At 62.5% G+C, this 13,759-nt stretch carries 13 protein-coding genes; 3 read left to right on the top strand and 10 right to left on the bottom strand.

The features are described from left to right. Positions 1 to 14: 14 nt before the first annotated feature. From BN871_RS09920 to BN871_RS09910, 3 genes are read left to right on the top strand one after another with little or no spacing between them, the layout of a single operon-like run. Positions 15 to 1,067 (top strand): N-acetylmuramoyl-L-alanine amidase, encoded by a 1,053-nt coding sequence (locus BN871_RS09920; RefSeq protein ID WP_053086966.1) that lies wholly within the window; start codon positions 15 to 17, stop codon positions 1,065 to 1,067. A 16-nt stretch (positions 1,068 to 1,083) separates the two neighbouring features. Then, a complete protein-coding gene (locus BN871_RS26170; RefSeq protein WP_021879358.1) occupies positions 1,084 to 1,731 on the top strand; it encodes a GerMN domain-containing protein in 648 nt (215 codons plus the stop codon). Between the two features lie 17 nt (positions 1,732 to 1,748). Beyond that, positions 1,749 to 2,642: an S-layer homology domain-containing protein gene (locus BN871_RS09910; RefSeq protein ID WP_083436359.1), complete on the top strand. Its 894-nt coding sequence runs from the start codon at positions 1,749 to 1,751 to the stop codon at positions 2,640 to 2,642. A 276-nt stretch (positions 2,643 to 2,918) separates the two neighbouring features. Here the strand turns inward: BN871_RS09910 and BN871_RS09900 are convergent, their stop codons facing one another. The 10 genes from BN871_RS09900 to BN871_RS09855 form a co-directional block, all read right to left on the bottom strand. Continuing rightward, complete coding sequence (locus tag BN871_RS09900) at positions 2,919 to 3,374, bottom strand: carbohydrate ABC transporter permease (RefSeq protein ID WP_053086965.1); 456 nt, start codon at positions 3,372 to 3,374, stop codon at positions 2,919 to 2,921. Continuing rightward, positions 3,371 to 4,267, bottom strand: coding sequence for a carbohydrate ABC transporter permease (locus BN871_RS09895; RefSeq protein ID WP_021882131.1), 897 nt, complete (start codon positions 4,265 to 4,267; stop codon positions 3,371 to 3,373). Before BN871_RS09895 ends, BN871_RS09900 begins: the two co-directional genes overlap by 4 nt. After that, entirely contained in the window at positions 4,264 to 4,779 is a 516-nt protein-coding gene (locus tag BN871_RS29625; RefSeq protein WP_048745711.1) for a DUF5696 domain-containing protein, read from the bottom strand. The genes BN871_RS09895 and BN871_RS29625 overlap by 4 nt, the downstream gene beginning before the upstream one ends. Continuing rightward, complete coding sequence (locus BN871_RS29620) at positions 4,713 to 6,404, bottom strand: DUF5696 domain-containing protein (RefSeq protein ID WP_048745709.1); 1,692 nt, start codon at positions 6,402 to 6,404, stop codon at positions 4,713 to 4,715. The genes BN871_RS29625 and BN871_RS29620 overlap by 67 nt, the downstream gene beginning before the upstream one ends. A 76-nt stretch (positions 6,405 to 6,480) precedes the next feature. After that, complete coding sequence (locus BN871_RS09880; protein ID WP_048745707.1) at positions 6,481 to 8,496, bottom strand: YIP1 family protein; 2,016 nt, start codon at positions 8,494 to 8,496, stop codon at positions 6,481 to 6,483. 25 nt (positions 8,497 to 8,521) lie between these two features. After that, positions 8,522 to 9,388, bottom strand: coding sequence for a carbohydrate ABC transporter permease (locus tag BN871_RS09875; RefSeq protein ID WP_021881982.1), 867 nt, complete (start codon positions 9,386 to 9,388; stop codon positions 8,522 to 8,524). 3 nt (positions 9,389 to 9,391) lie between these two features. Beyond that, a complete protein-coding gene (locus BN871_RS09870) occupies positions 9,392 to 10,375 on the bottom strand; it encodes a carbohydrate ABC transporter permease (protein ID WP_083436357.1) in 984 nt (327 codons plus the stop codon). Further along, positions 10,372 to 11,400, bottom strand: a complete 1,029-nt coding sequence (locus tag BN871_RS09865; protein WP_332310207.1) for an extracellular solute-binding protein — start codon at positions 11,398 to 11,400, stop codon at positions 10,372 to 10,374. Before BN871_RS09865 ends, BN871_RS09870 begins: the two co-directional genes overlap by 4 nt. After that, positions 11,306 to 13,381, bottom strand: coding sequence for a hypothetical protein (locus BN871_RS28960; RefSeq protein WP_048745702.1), 2,076 nt, complete (start codon positions 13,379 to 13,381; stop codon positions 11,306 to 11,308). The genes BN871_RS09865 and BN871_RS28960 overlap by 95 nt, the downstream gene beginning before the upstream one ends. After that, positions 13,378 to 13,668 (bottom strand): TOBE domain-containing protein, encoded by a 291-nt coding sequence (locus BN871_RS09855; RefSeq protein ID WP_048745700.1) that lies wholly within the window; start codon positions 13,666 to 13,668, stop codon positions 13,378 to 13,380. The genes BN871_RS28960 and BN871_RS09855 overlap by 4 nt, the downstream gene beginning before the upstream one ends. Positions 13,669 to 13,759: the final 91 nt, after the last annotated feature.

Here is a 13,759-nt window from a genome sequence, read left to right as displayed (position 1 = left end):
GGGCAGCCGAATGAGTGACCAGGCCCAGGCGCTTCGCAACGCTGATCCCAACGTCGACGCCAGGCAGCGGAGGGACGGGAAGCGAGACTCCGACACCGACTCCGACGCCGGGCAGCGGCGGCTCTACCGCGCCGGCCGACGCAACGGGACTGGTCACGTCGATCAAGTACGACGGAATCGGAACGACGACGATCGCCTACACAGGAACGGTCGGCGATGCGCAGCCGTTCCTCATGACGGGACCGGACCGGATCGTCATGGATATTCCGGCAGCGTCGTTCGCGGCCGACTTCGCCAACGGCTTCACGGCGACGAGCGCCAAAATGGGGGAAGTGGTCGTCGACAGCCAGCTGCTGACGAAGGTCCGCTATTCCTATTACTCGGACAAGCCTTCCACTGTGCGGGTGGTCTGGGATCTTCAGGCTGCTGCCGAGTATGCGGTAACCAAAGGCGAGGGCACGATTCAGCTGAGCCTGCTCGGCGCGCTTGAACCTGTGCCGACGACGCCGACGACTCCTTCGGGGGACAAGATTTTCAAAGTTGTCGTCGACGCGGGCCACGGAGCCCATGATCCGGGAGCGATCGGAATCAGCAAGAAGACCGAGAAATCCTTCAACCTGGCCATCGCTCTCAAAGTGAATGCCCTGCTGAAGGCCGAGCCTCGCATCCAGCCGATCCTGACCCGCTCGGACGATACGTTCATCGCGCTGGACGAGAGGGCCGCAATCGCCAACAGGCTGAACGCCGACCTGTTCATCTCCATTCACGCGAATGCCCTGCCGGGGTCTTCAGCCTCCGGCACCGAAACCTACTACAACCGGGCGGACAGCAAGACGTTCGCCGACATCGTCCATAAACATCTTCTGGCAGCTACGGGACTGCCGGACCGCAAGGTCCAGACAGCCGGATTCGTCGTCATCAAGAAGACGACCATGCCCGCCATCCTGACGGAATCCGGATTCCTGACGAATTCGAAGGATGAAGCGATTCTGTTCAACGAGCAGAAGCAGAACGAGATTGCACAAGCTTTGGTAGACGGCATCAAGGAATATTTGAAATTGAGCTGAGGAGGCTTGAGCGCCTATGAATCGACGCATGAACAAGACAGCGGTGCTCTTGACCGCCGCCGCGATCGCTCTGAGCCTGTCGGCTTGCGGAGCAAGGGAAACGGCCGGCCCGGCCGCTGGAGCTTCCGGCAATGCGGGAGCATCCGAGCCGGCTGTGGTCTCTCCATCGCCATCCGCAGCCCCTGCTCCATCGCCGGCAGCTGCCGAGGGCAGCGGCGTGGGCTCGAGCGCAGCAGGCGGCAAGGGTTCCGTCAAGGAGTCCGACAAGGTGAAGAAGGAAATCTCGGTCTATCAGACCGACGATCAGCTGCTGGAGCTGAAGGCCGTCAAGGCCGAGATCAGCTACGGCAGCGCCGAGGAGAAGCTTGAAGCCGCTCTGGAAGCGCTGGCCGGAGACGACCGCGAAGGAACGATCTCCCTGTGGAAGGGAGTTCAGTTCAAAAAGGTGACGCTCAAAGAAGGTGCGGCAACCGCCGATATCCACATTCCGGACGAGTCGCGTCTCGGAGGAGCCGGCGAGGAATTCGCGCTTGAGGCGATCCGCAAAACCGTATTCCAGTTCGATGAGGTTCAAACCTTCGATCTTCTGGTGGACGGCAAGGCTGCCGAAACGCTCATGGGGCATATGGAGCTTGAACATCCGATGAAGAAAAGCAATCCATAATCGATCATCCATACTTGATGCTAAGGGAGAGACGGGAAATGCATCGTTCGCCATCCTATCATATCGCTACGGGCATGATCGCCCTCTCCCTCCTGGCAGGAGGACCGGCCGCTGCAGCTGCAGCGGCTTCTTCTGCTTCAGGGGGGACGGCAGTATCTGCAACCGCGCAATCATCGTTTTTTGCCGATGTCAAACCAGGCCATTGGGCGGAAAAGAGCATCGTCAAGCTTGCCCTGCAGGGAATCATCGTGGGAGAAAACGGCAATTTCAGACCTGCAGCCAACGTAAGCCGCCAAGAAGCGGTCGTGATGGCTCTGCGGTTCATGGGCAAGGAAAAGGAAGCCGACCTGCAGCAGGCGGTCATCTTCCCGGAATCGTTCAAGGTGAACAATTACTATAAGCCTTACATAGCGCTGGCCATCAAGCTCGGCCTGCTTGAGGAAACGGCGGAGTTCAAAACGGCGGAATCCGCCAAAGGCGAATGGGGAAGCTCTCCCGCATCGCGCGAGTGGCTGACGAAGCTGATCGTGAGGGCCGCAGGCAAGACAAGCCTGGCGCAGGAGCTTGCTTCCCGAGCATCCGCTTTCCAGGACGGAGCTTCGATCGGCGCCGGTTATGTCGGCTACATCAATGCAGCAGGCTCGCTCGGCATGGTCACGGGCGTCACGCCGACGCAGTTCCAGCCGGCGGCAGCGTCAACCGGGCGCAGGCGGCCACGCTGTTCAGCAGGGCGCAGCAGGTCGCTCCTGTCGCTTACCCGGGCGAAACCGGCGGCATCCTCACGGCGATCAACGGGGCCAGCGTATCGGTGTATACCGATCAAGGATTACAAACGTTCAATMWGAAAACTCCGCCGTTCCTTCCTCGAGAGGAACCCTCCCGGAAGATCGTCGCCAGCTGCTTGCTCATGAGCGCGGCTTCCCGATTCTCTTCCACCCGCTCCTTGAGCTTGCCCTTCAGCTCGCCGGAATGCTCCAGCACGCCTTCGACGGTGCTTCCAGAGCTGAACCCGGATCAGCAGCGCCTCGAGGCCGCCGATCAGGAAGAAGAATCCGCCGGCAATCAAATACAGAATGCCGATTTTTTTGTGGTCGACAGTCGTCAGCCAGTCCATGAGACCGGTATGGCGCTTGACCGGATGTGCGTGAGCCAAGGCTGGTACCCCCTTCAATACCGATAGGTGAATGCTACTTCTGCTTGTATTCGGACAGATACTTCGCCGTGATCAGCCCCTTGAACGGCACGGCGAGCCTCGCCAGCGCGTACCCCGTCATGGCGCAGACGAGCACCTGGGCGAGCGAGCAGCTCAGGGCGATCAGCGCCGTATTCCGCAGCGCTACGGGGTATTGAAGCCCTTTGAACGCCTTGGACAGGTTCTCCCAGGTGACGGCTCGCGGTATCCATTTGACAGTCGGATCGAGCAGGTCGCTCATATCCTTGAGCATCGTGCTGACCATGTACAGCAGCGGCTGCAAATACAGGTACGCCACGATGGAGAGCAGCGCGTAGATGGCCAGCTTGGCCAGCAGGCCGTCCGACAGGGTGCGCCCGAGCACGATCATCTTGGCTTTCTGGACGCGCCGCCCCCAAAGCAGCCCTTTTGCCTGCTTGCCCGCCTTTTGCAGCCATATGCTGGCGCTCATGCCCTTCCCCTCCTCTTGCTCATGCTGCGGCTGAACAGTCCCGTCACGATGGCGATCAGCGCGAATATAAAGGCGAAATAAATCCAGGCCAGCGCGCTCGCGTAGCCGTATCCCGTGTCCACCTTGAACATGTTGTCCCGGATATGCTTCAGCACCGGGTTCAGCGGAAATGTGAACAGGTCGATGATCGTATACAGCATGTTGAGGCTGACGAACGGCATGCTGGCCGGCAGCGTGATCTTCCAGAAGCTGTCCCACGGAGAGGCGCCGTCGATGCGGACCGCCTCGTAGATGGACGGGGAGACCGTCTGGAAGCCGGCGATGAAGATGAGGATCTGGACGCCCGAGTACCACAGGATGAGCACGATGCGCCCGAGCACCTCCATGACCGTCTTGGCCAGCTCCCCGCCGACATACTGGCGCACCAGCGGCTCCAGATTGTACTGGTCGAGGAACGGGATGTCCCCCGCCCCTTGGGAGAACAGCTCCGAGAGCACCTGGCCCGTCGCGAAGATGACCGGCAGGAAGAACAGCGCCCGATAGACGAACCGGCCGGGGAACTTCTGGTTGAGCAGCAGCGAGATGAGCAGCGCGAAGATGACGATGACGGGAACCATCAGCAGCATCTGCTGGAAGTAGGTGATGAGCTCGATCGGAAATACATTGTCCTTCAGGAACGCGTCCCGATAGTTCTGCAGGCCGATCCAGTCGTACTTGAAGCCGCCCGGCACGACGGCGACTTTGTGCAGCGACATGAACATCGACCAGCCGACCGGCACCGCGACGAAGGCGGAGAAACCGATCATCCAGGGAAGCATGAACAGCATGCCGATCCCGTACCGCTTGGCGTGATGCTCCATCGCTTTTCGTCTGTATGGCGCAGGGCGGCTCATGCTCCGCCTCCTTTCTCGACCGAGAAGCTTCCTGCCGCGTAATCGACGATCACCCGGGTCCCGTCCTCGTAAGTCGTCGCGTACCGGTCGGCCGACAGCTTCTCATGGGCCGTTATCCTCCGGGCGAACAAGCCCGCGAGCGAATCGAACTGTCCGTATTCCTCGACGATGCGGCCTTCCCACTTGTCGAAGCGGCTGCTGTACAGGAAATTGGAGGCCGACTCCTTGAGCTTGCGCGAGTCGTCATGGGTCACCATGAAGGACGGCATAGCGCCGTATTCGATCGCCCGCAGGAATTCCTTCCGCTCGTCGTCGCGCAGATTGCCTTCCCCGAACGTATAGGGCACATACCCGTGCAGCACCATCGGATAGAACGGTACGGTCTCGTCGATCAGGAAATCGTAGCTCGATTCCGAAGGCAGCGAGCTGATGTAGTCCGCCTGGCTCAGCGTATAGGCGTTGCCGCGGAATACGCCCGCCGAGCCGAGCTCCTTGCGGGTGTACGACAGCAAGCCGGCGTACACCCTGCTCGTATATCCCCGGGACAAAATGCCGGAGGCTCATAGTCGTTGAACGTCGTATCGCCGAGTCCGCTGTACAGAATGCCGGATACGCCCAGCTTCTTGAGCCGGTCCACGGCCGCCGCCGCGCTCGCGGCGGTGAAGGACGGCTTCGCCATGAACCAGCCCTCGTCGATGAAGGCCGTCCCGTCGATCGCGCGCACGGCGCCGCTCTTGCCGGATGCCGAGGAATGGCCGTCGACCCAGAGGAAGTCCTCGTAGAAGCTGACGTCCGTTCCGGCTGCCTTCATCTCGCCGATGAACGCCTTGGCGGCGGATTCTCCTCCCAGAGCGGATTCGATCGGGAACCGTTTCTCCATGTCGTAGTCGCCCATGTTCTGCCAGCCGTAAAAGGCCACCTTGGAAGCGGCGACGCCTTTGCTCCGTAGGCTCCGCATCATCTCTCCCGCCTGGGCGAACGTCGTGGCGGCGACGTAGCGCACCCTTCCGAACGCTTTCTCGTAATTGCCTCCCATGATCTTGAGATACAGAGGCACATGCTCGGCGGGCTGCAGCGGCTCGCCCAGCGATCCCGCGGCGATGAGAAAGTCGCGGTACGATTCCGCCATGCCGGAATAATCCGCCTTCTCCCCGCTCAGGAAGCGGTACTCCACCTCCCGGTCGAAGTCGAGCCGCTGCTTCTGGACGGCTTTCGTCGGCGCGGCCAGCCGGCTCATCCGGTACAGATATTCCTCCCGGTACATCTGGCTGGAGTAGACGTTGTAGAGAGAGGACTTGATGCCCGGCGGCATCGCCGCGATCTGCGCCGCTCCCTCGCCTTTGGCCAGCACCGCCACGAAGGCCTGATCTCCCTTCTTGAGCCCGAACACGGGGTAGGCGATGTCCTCCCTCATCCCGGCGTCGCGCGTCCAATTGGCGGAGTTGGTCAATTCGGCTCCGTACACTTCATGCAGATAACCCTTGGAGATGCCGGCACGCGGAGCATTGAAGCGGATCAGCCCGCCGGGACCGTCCGGCACGAACAGATACCCGTCGTCCGAAGCGGCGGCGGCGCCGAAATACGGCAGCAGATCAAGCGAGAAGGCGGCATAATCGCCGTCTTCGACGATGCCCGCCGCGGGAACGGAGACCTTCAGCCCCGCCTCCGTCAGGGAGTAGCGGATCGTCACGCCGAGCTTTTTGTCCGGAAAGGAATAGCTGGCCTGGATTCCATCTCCGTCCTTCACGATAGTGGTCCTGACGCCGGGACTGAGGCTGTTGACCGATTCCCGGATCGTCTGGTCCGCCCCCTTGCTTCGGACGTAGGTCAGCACGAACGCCGACTGCAGGTTGGAGAGCAGCAGGCCCTTGACCTTCTCCTTGGCGAGCTCCTCCCTGGTCGGGCTGCTCGTCCAGCGGTAGCCCGATCTGCGGTCAAGCACGGCGATGCCGCCGTTGTCCGGACGGACATACAGCCCGTAGGCGTCCGTCTGGGCAGCAAGCGCGTAGCCGTCCGCTTCCGGGACCGGCTGCCAAAGCTCGCCCTGCGCCACGGCGGCAGATGCCGGCGGCGCCGCGTCGATGCCGAGGCGGGCGAGCGTCTCGGCCGCTGTCGCGCCTTCCCGTCCCAGCAGCACCGCCGCGATGGCGACGGCGGCGAGGAAGACGGCAGCGGCGAGCAGCTTCGTTCGAAGAGAGATTCGATTCTGAAAGTTACGGATGGAAGTTCACCTCTTTATACAGCTCTTGGAAGAAGTCCAGCAGGTTGTAGGACAAGCCGAAGATGATGAAGCCGAACAGCCAGATCGTGCCGATCGCGAACACCGTCACCGCCGAATTCTTGATCGTCTCCACGAAGTCGAAGTTGTGGATGACCTGGGTCATGACGATGAACAGGACGCCCAGCCAGATCGCCGTCACCGTCGTCAGGGAAGCGACCAGCACCTTCTCGTCCAGCGTCACGATATTGGAGAGGATGAGGATCGGGATGGACAGGAACAGATAAGGCGCCAGCGCGTACGTGCTGCCCTGGACCACTTCCCGGAACCGGCCCTCCCCGTCCCTCACGCTGCAGACGAGGTAATTGGCGATGATCCAGGTGGCCCACGGAAGGATGAACAAGCCAAGCTCGCTCGGCAGATTGACGTCGGCCAGATCGACCGGATGGAACAGGAAGCCGGTCCAGTAGATCCGGGCCAGCTTCACCGCGAGGACGGCGGCCAGCAGCGTCAGCGTGATCCACGCCGGAATCCGGGTTTCCTTGAGCCGGTAGAAGCCTTCGTACGGATGGATCATGACAGAGCCGAAATGGCGCAGATGTCCGAGCGGACGGCTCCACTTCTCCGGCAGCGGATGCCGCCGCAGCAGGCGCTTGATCCCCTTTCTCCCGCAGCGGAGCAGGAGAAGGAGGGCGGCGATGCCGGCGAAGAGCAGGACAAAGCGGTTCTGCAGCCAGTCGAGCCGGATCTGCCAGAACGCCTTGGAATACCCGTCCGTGTCGAACGCCGTCCGCATGAACGAGAGCGCGCGCCTGTTGTCCCCTTCATGCAGGTACACCTTGCCGAGACCCTGGAAGGTCGCGTTGAACATATCGTTGCGGGCGTAGACCGCGTCCCAGTAGGGCTTGCTCTCCTCGTACCTGCCGTCGGCGTAGAGCGCCATCGCCTTCAGCGCCTCCCGGCCGAACTCGGTGCGGACGAACTTATGCACCGTCTTGGTCGCGCTGTCCGCCACCCAGACCGCATGCTCCGAATCGACGCCGATGGCGGTCGGGTAGCCGACAATGCCGTACTGCTGCGTTTCCTTGTCCACGGCTCCGAAGGCGAACAGCGCTTCCGCGCTGCGGTCGTACAAGGTGATGAAGCCGGAATCCGCATCGACGTCGTAGAGAAAGCCTTCGTCGTCGAGAGCCGCATCCACGATGCCGTTTCCGTTCACGAGCGTTTTGTTCTTGAAGGCGTCCACCCCGCCCGCGTTGAGCTTGCGGACCGCCCCCTTGCCCTCTCCCCCCGCCGTCGCGGTATAGATGAAGCCGTCCCCGTCGATCGCGACGTTGGCGATCGGCTTGGGCAGCGCCGCCTTCTCCTTGGACAGCTGCTCCTTGTTCAGGATCAGCTTCTTGAGCCAATTCAGCATCGACGTATCGGCTTTGTTCGCTCCGAAATACCCCATGAACTCGCCGTCCGGACTCAGCCGGACGAGGCCCTGATAGGAGGAGTTCAGCGCGATGTACATGACGCCGCGCCGGTCGACGGCGAGCTTCACCGGAACGAAATGCTCCGTCCCGAGCAGCGGCGAGTCCGGCTTCTTGTATTCCCTGCGGAACTTGCCGTCCGTACCGAATACGGCGATCCGCTGGTTGCCGGAATCCGCGACGTAGACGCTGCCGTCCGGCGCCGCGAACACCCCCTCCGGCGAGCTGAGGCTGCCGGGTCCCTCCTCCTCGCCGATCCGGCGGTCGAGGGAGCCGTCCTTGCGCAGCACGACGATCCGGTCCAGCTTCTTGTCGGCCACGTAAATGCTGCCGTCCGGCCCCGCCTGCAGATCCGCGGGCTCCTGGAAGTCCGCGTTGTATGCGCCCGCCGGCGTATAGATCGGCTGGATGCGGAACCAGTCCGACTGGTTGCTGTCGTAATAGAACGTTCGATACGGAAGCCCGGCGGAAGCGGGCTCCGGCGCGGCGATCCAGGCCAGCGCCGCGACGAGCAGTAGAGCGATCCATTTCTTCATTGTCCGACTTCCTTTGCTGATGGAATCACTTGATCCCGGAATGGACCATGCTTTCGAGCACCTTGCGCTGGAACAGCAGGAATATGATCAGGTTCGGGATGAAGATGAGCAGTCCGGCCGCAGCGGCCATGTTCTGGCCCGCGACGTTGTTCTGCAGGCCGCTGAGCAGGCTGTTGACGTAGAACGCCAACGTGCGCATCGCTTCCTTCTGCATGAACAGGGTCGACGTCTCGACGTCGCCCCATACCGTCTGGAACGTCAGGATCGAGATCGTCGCGATGGCGGGAGCCGACAGCGGCAGCACGATGCGGGCAAAGATGCCGACATGGCCCGCTCCGTCGATCTTGGCCGCCTCGATGAGATCGTTCGGAATCTGCGAGACGAAGCCGACGAGCATGAACACGGCGACGGGCGAGGCGAGCGACGGCAGCACATGGCCGAAATACGTGTTGTTCAGGCCGATGCCGCTGACCATCAGATACCTCGGGATGGAGACTGTCTCCGGCGCGAACATGAGCGACAGGGTGATCATCGAGAGAATGAGCGCCTTGAAGTGGAACCGGTACTTGGCCAGCACATAAGCGGCCATCGTGCTGACGATGATGACGCTCGCCAGCGTCAGGCCGAGCACGACGATGCTGTTGAACAGATAGCGCGTGAACGGAACGGTCGCGTTCGAGGCGTGCAGGAACAGCGACTCGAAGTTGCGCAGCGTCGGATGCAGGACGAAGAAGCGCGGCGGGAACAGGAACAGCTCGTTCTGCGGCTTGAACGCATGGCTGAAGATGAAGATGATCGGCAGCGACATGAACGCCGCGAGCGCGGTGAAGCCGCCGATCAGGACGGCCTGGAAAGGCGATGCCGAGCGGATTCTTCGGAGTCTGGCGATCATGGCTCACAGCTCCTCCTTCGAGTTGAACAGGCGATAGGCGAATCTCATGACGAAGTAGCTGAGCAGCAGCAGGATGACCGACAGCGCCGAGGCGTAGCCGAGCTCGAAGCGGATGAAGGCGTAGTCGTCGATATGGTTGATGATGAGATGCCCCGCGTACTGCGGCGTCACCGCCATGCCCGTCAGCTGCGTCGAGATGCTGCCCGCCTTGAGCGTGGACACGATCGTCATGACGGCGCTGAACAGCATCTGCGGCTTCATCGACGGGACGGTGATGTAGAACACCTCCTGCAGCCGGCTGGAGATGCCGTCGATGCGGCCGGCCTCGTACAGCTCCCGGTTGACCGTCTGCAGGCCGGCGAGCATCGCGAGGAAGCCGACGCTGAAGCTCATCCAGAGCGAGACGAGGATCATGATCTTCATGAGCGACTTCGGATCCTGGAGCCAGACGATCGGCCCGTCGATCCAGCCCATCGACAGCAGGAAGTTGTTGACGTAGCCGACGCGGTCCCCGCTGAAGGCGGCGATCCAGACGACGGACAGCGCCACGGCCCCCGCCATCGACGGAGCATAGAAGACGAGCGTGTAGTAGTCGCGCACCTTGAGCGGCAGCTGGTGGATCAGCCAGGCGAACAGGAACGACAGGACGTACCCGCCCGGACCGACGATGAGCGCGAACAGAAACGTATTGGGCAGCGCCTTGGTCAGGAAGACGATATCCTGCGTGAACAGCGCGATGTAGTTGTCGAAGCCGATGAAATGCAGCTTGCCGAAGCCGTCGTAGGACGTGAAGCCGAGCGTCGCCGCCATGGCGACGGGAACGACGATGAAGACGAGGAAGCAGATCAGGAACGGAGCGAGGAACACATAACAGAAGGCGTCCCTGCGCAGGTCGCTTGCGAAGCGCCTCAGCTTCGGCAGCGCCGGCGAGGGCTTGCGTCCGCTGCCGATGGCGATTGCGGGAGTCGGCTCGGTGCCGGTATTCATTTGTCCGTCCCTCCCCAGTCGTAAGGCTTGCCGATCTGCGGCACGCCGAGGCTGCCGCCCGCGATGCCGAAGTCCTTCTGCCTGCGGTTCATTTCCCGCTGCAGCGAGAGCTGCGCCTGCTCCAGCGATTCCTTGGCCGGGATGCCGTCGAATACCGTCCGGTTCCAGGCGAACTCCATCTCCCGTCCCAGGAAGTAGTAGCCGGGCACGTTCGGCATGTTTTTCGCCCAGCGGGACTGCTCGCGGATCGCCATGAGGTCGGCGCCCGGCCAGCTGAGCGATTTCATCGCCTCGACGTTCGCGGTGTTCCACCGGTATTCCAAGCCGTAGAACGATTCCATGTCGCTCGCGTACTGCGCCTGCACCTCGTCCGAGGTCCACCACTTCAGGAATTCCCAGGCGGCGTCCTTCCGGCCGCTCTTCTTCATGATCATCGCCGTCGACAGCCCTTGCGGCGACCAGCGGGCGACCTCCCCGTCCGCTTGCCGGATGCCCGGCAGCGGAGCGGTCGCCCAGTGGCCGGTAATCTCCGGCGCGGCGACGAGCAGCTGCACGTAGGTGTTGAAGTCGGCGATGCCGATCGGGATGTCCCCGTCGCGGAAATGCTGGAAGAACGCCGGAATATCGATCGGCAGGTTGTACTTCGTGAACATTTCCGTCCACTGCTTGAACGCCTGCTGTCCCTGCGGGCTGCCGAGATTGGCCTTGAGGCCGTCGGCCGAATAAGGATCCGCCCCGTTCTCCAGGAAAAAGGTCGCGAAGTCGCCCTTGGGCACGTTCATCGTCATGCCGTTCTCCTGCAGCGTCGGCAGCATGTCGAACACATCCTCCCAGGTGTCGGGAGCCTTCAGCCCGAGACGGTCCAGAATGTCCGTGCGGTAGAAGAGCAGCTGGAAGTTCTGCACCTCCGGCAGGCCGTAAGTGCCGCCGTCATAGCTGAGCGCCCGGGCCGCTCCCGGGATGAACCGCTTCATGACGTCGCCGAAGCCGGGATATCCGGACAGGTCCTGGGCCGCATTCCGCATCGCGTAGTCGGCCGGCGTCGCTTCCCCCGAGCCCGAGCGCGACATCCGGCACCTCGCCGGCCGCGTTGCCGAGGATGAGCATGTTCGGGTTCGGCATCAGGTTGATGTTCACCGCGATGCCTGTCTTCGGAGTGAAGTCCTGATCGACCATCTCGCGGAGCAGATCGACGTAGTCGCGTCCCCGCTGCACCCAGATCGTCAGCGCTCCTTGCTCGGTCTTGCCGCCCAGCTCGTAATCCATCGTGAACGAGCGTCCGAAGTCGCCGAGCGCATACGGCACGCGGGAGAGCACCGAGGCGGTCTTCAGGCCGGGATCGCTGTCCGGCGTGCGCAGGACGAAGTAATCGAGCATGAGCGGCTGCTGGGTCAGCGTCGACATCCAGGTCCCGATGCTGGCCTGGATCGTGGAGAAGTCGTTGACCTTGCTCGGAATTTCGTCCACATCGTCCAGCATGGCCTGCAGCATGCTGACGGAGGACTTGATCGCCTGAGACAGGTCGGAATCGCGGCCGTTCAGGCCGTTCACATAGTCGCGGATGACGTTCAGCCTGGCGACGATCGCCTGCACCTTCGCTCCGGCGTCGGGATCGTATTTCTTCATCTCCCAGGTGCGCTGGGAGTCGATGTTCGCATCCGAGGCGTTTTTGCTGTAGTTGCCCGTAATCAGCCGGATATGCCGGTCGAAGTCCGAAATCTGGCCGAGCGTCTCCTTGAGCGCGAGCGACACCGGCTGGAGAGGCGACGAATCCGCCGTCATCGTGATTTTGTGCCCGCCTTTCTTCAAGTAGATCCGGTAGGGATTGCCCTCGCCGTCCGCCGCCGGGGCGATCTCGAATTCCTTGTGGTAGCCGAGCCCGTAATGCAGCCATTCGCGGAACGGAACCTCGCCGTCGATCTGGATCGTGCGGTAGGCCTTGAAGCCGGCGCGGTAGTTCTGGAAGTTCTTCAGATCCAGGACGTACCAGCCGTCCTCCGGAACCTCCGTCCTCCATTCCACCCATTCTCCCGGCAGCCGCCAGCGGTTGCCCCCGAGCACGTTGTAGGTGAGATGCCCTTTGGGATCGGGCGATATGTTCGGCTCGGCCCAGTGGTCCGTCTGGATGGAGATGCTCGACTTGCGGTCGAACGCCTCGGCTTCCGTGATTTCGTACCACGCCGGCTGATTCCCGGCCTGATCCGCCGGCTGCGAGGAGACATACTCCTCGTAGGCGGGAAGGACGCGCTGCGGCTCGAAAGAAAGCTTCTTAAGCGCGACCGGCTCCCGCTCTCCGACCAGCCTCAGCGTGTGGCCGCCCTGCTCCAGCCGGTACAGCAGCGGCCTGGACGAGGCCGAGAAGTCGCTCGCCGCCTTGACGGACCATTCCGATATCTCCGTCTGCCGGGGGCGCACCTGCATGCCGAGCTCGTTGCGTTCATACGGGTACTTGGCATCCTTCCACAGCCGCTGCAGCTCGATCGTCTCCGACTCGGCGAACGGGTAGGCGCCGTCGAGCTGCACGCCCCGGATGACGGATGTGCGGCCGCCGGGCAGCGGCTTGTAGTCCAGATGCAGCTCGTACCAGCCTGCGCGCGGAGCTTCGAACGACCATTCCACCCAGCCGGAGTCGCTGTTCCAGCTCAGCGCGGGACCGTCGGGACCATCCGTCTCCGCCAGCTTCGCCTCCGGAGCCGATTCCGTGTACTGGAGCGGATCGATCGAGATGGTCGGCGAGGAGGCCGCTTCCGCCTCCGCCTCGGGATGCTGGAGCATCAGCCTGGCATAGGGAAGCTTCCCTTCGGCATCGGGCTGCGGAGAATTCCCCAGCAGCTGCGAGGCGCTGACCGTCTGGGAGAACGTCGCCGCTTCTTTGCCGGAAGACCACCAGATGATACCGCTTGCAACAGCGGCGATGAGCAGCAGCCTCAGGCCGAGCTTGCCCGCCCGGAGTAGAGGCTGCCGGCTTCGTTTCGGGAGGAAGGATCTTTGGCCGCTTCCCGTCATGCCTGCTCTCTCCTCAGCGATACTCCGCTGCTCTCGTCGAACAGGTGAATCTTGTCCATCTGGAAGCCGAAGGCAGCCTGCTCCTCGGGTTGGTATGCGCTTTCAGGATCGGTCCGGGCTATGACTCTCGTGTCGCCGGCCAGCAAATACACATAGGAATCGGCTCCGGTTTCCTCCTTCATCTGCACGACGGCGGCCGTGTAGCCGCTGTCCTCCCCTTCCGGAAGCGCGGCGCTCAGGCGTACATGCTCCGGCCGGACGCCGAGCTGGACGGAAACGCTCCGCACGCTCCGACGGACATGGTCCGCTCCGGAAAGGTGCGGTCACATCGGCGCCTCCAATTMGTCCCCGGAACCCTCGTACGGCTCCCAGGTCGGC

It is taken from the genome of Paenibacillus sp. P22, from assembly GCF_000469945.2.
In the GTDB taxonomy this organism is placed as follows: Bacteria; Bacillota; Bacilli; order Paenibacillales; family Paenibacillaceae; genus Paenibacillus_O; species Paenibacillus_O humicus.
Note: the sequence above shows the minus strand (reverse complement) of the source record. Positions and strands in the feature narration are given on the sequence as shown.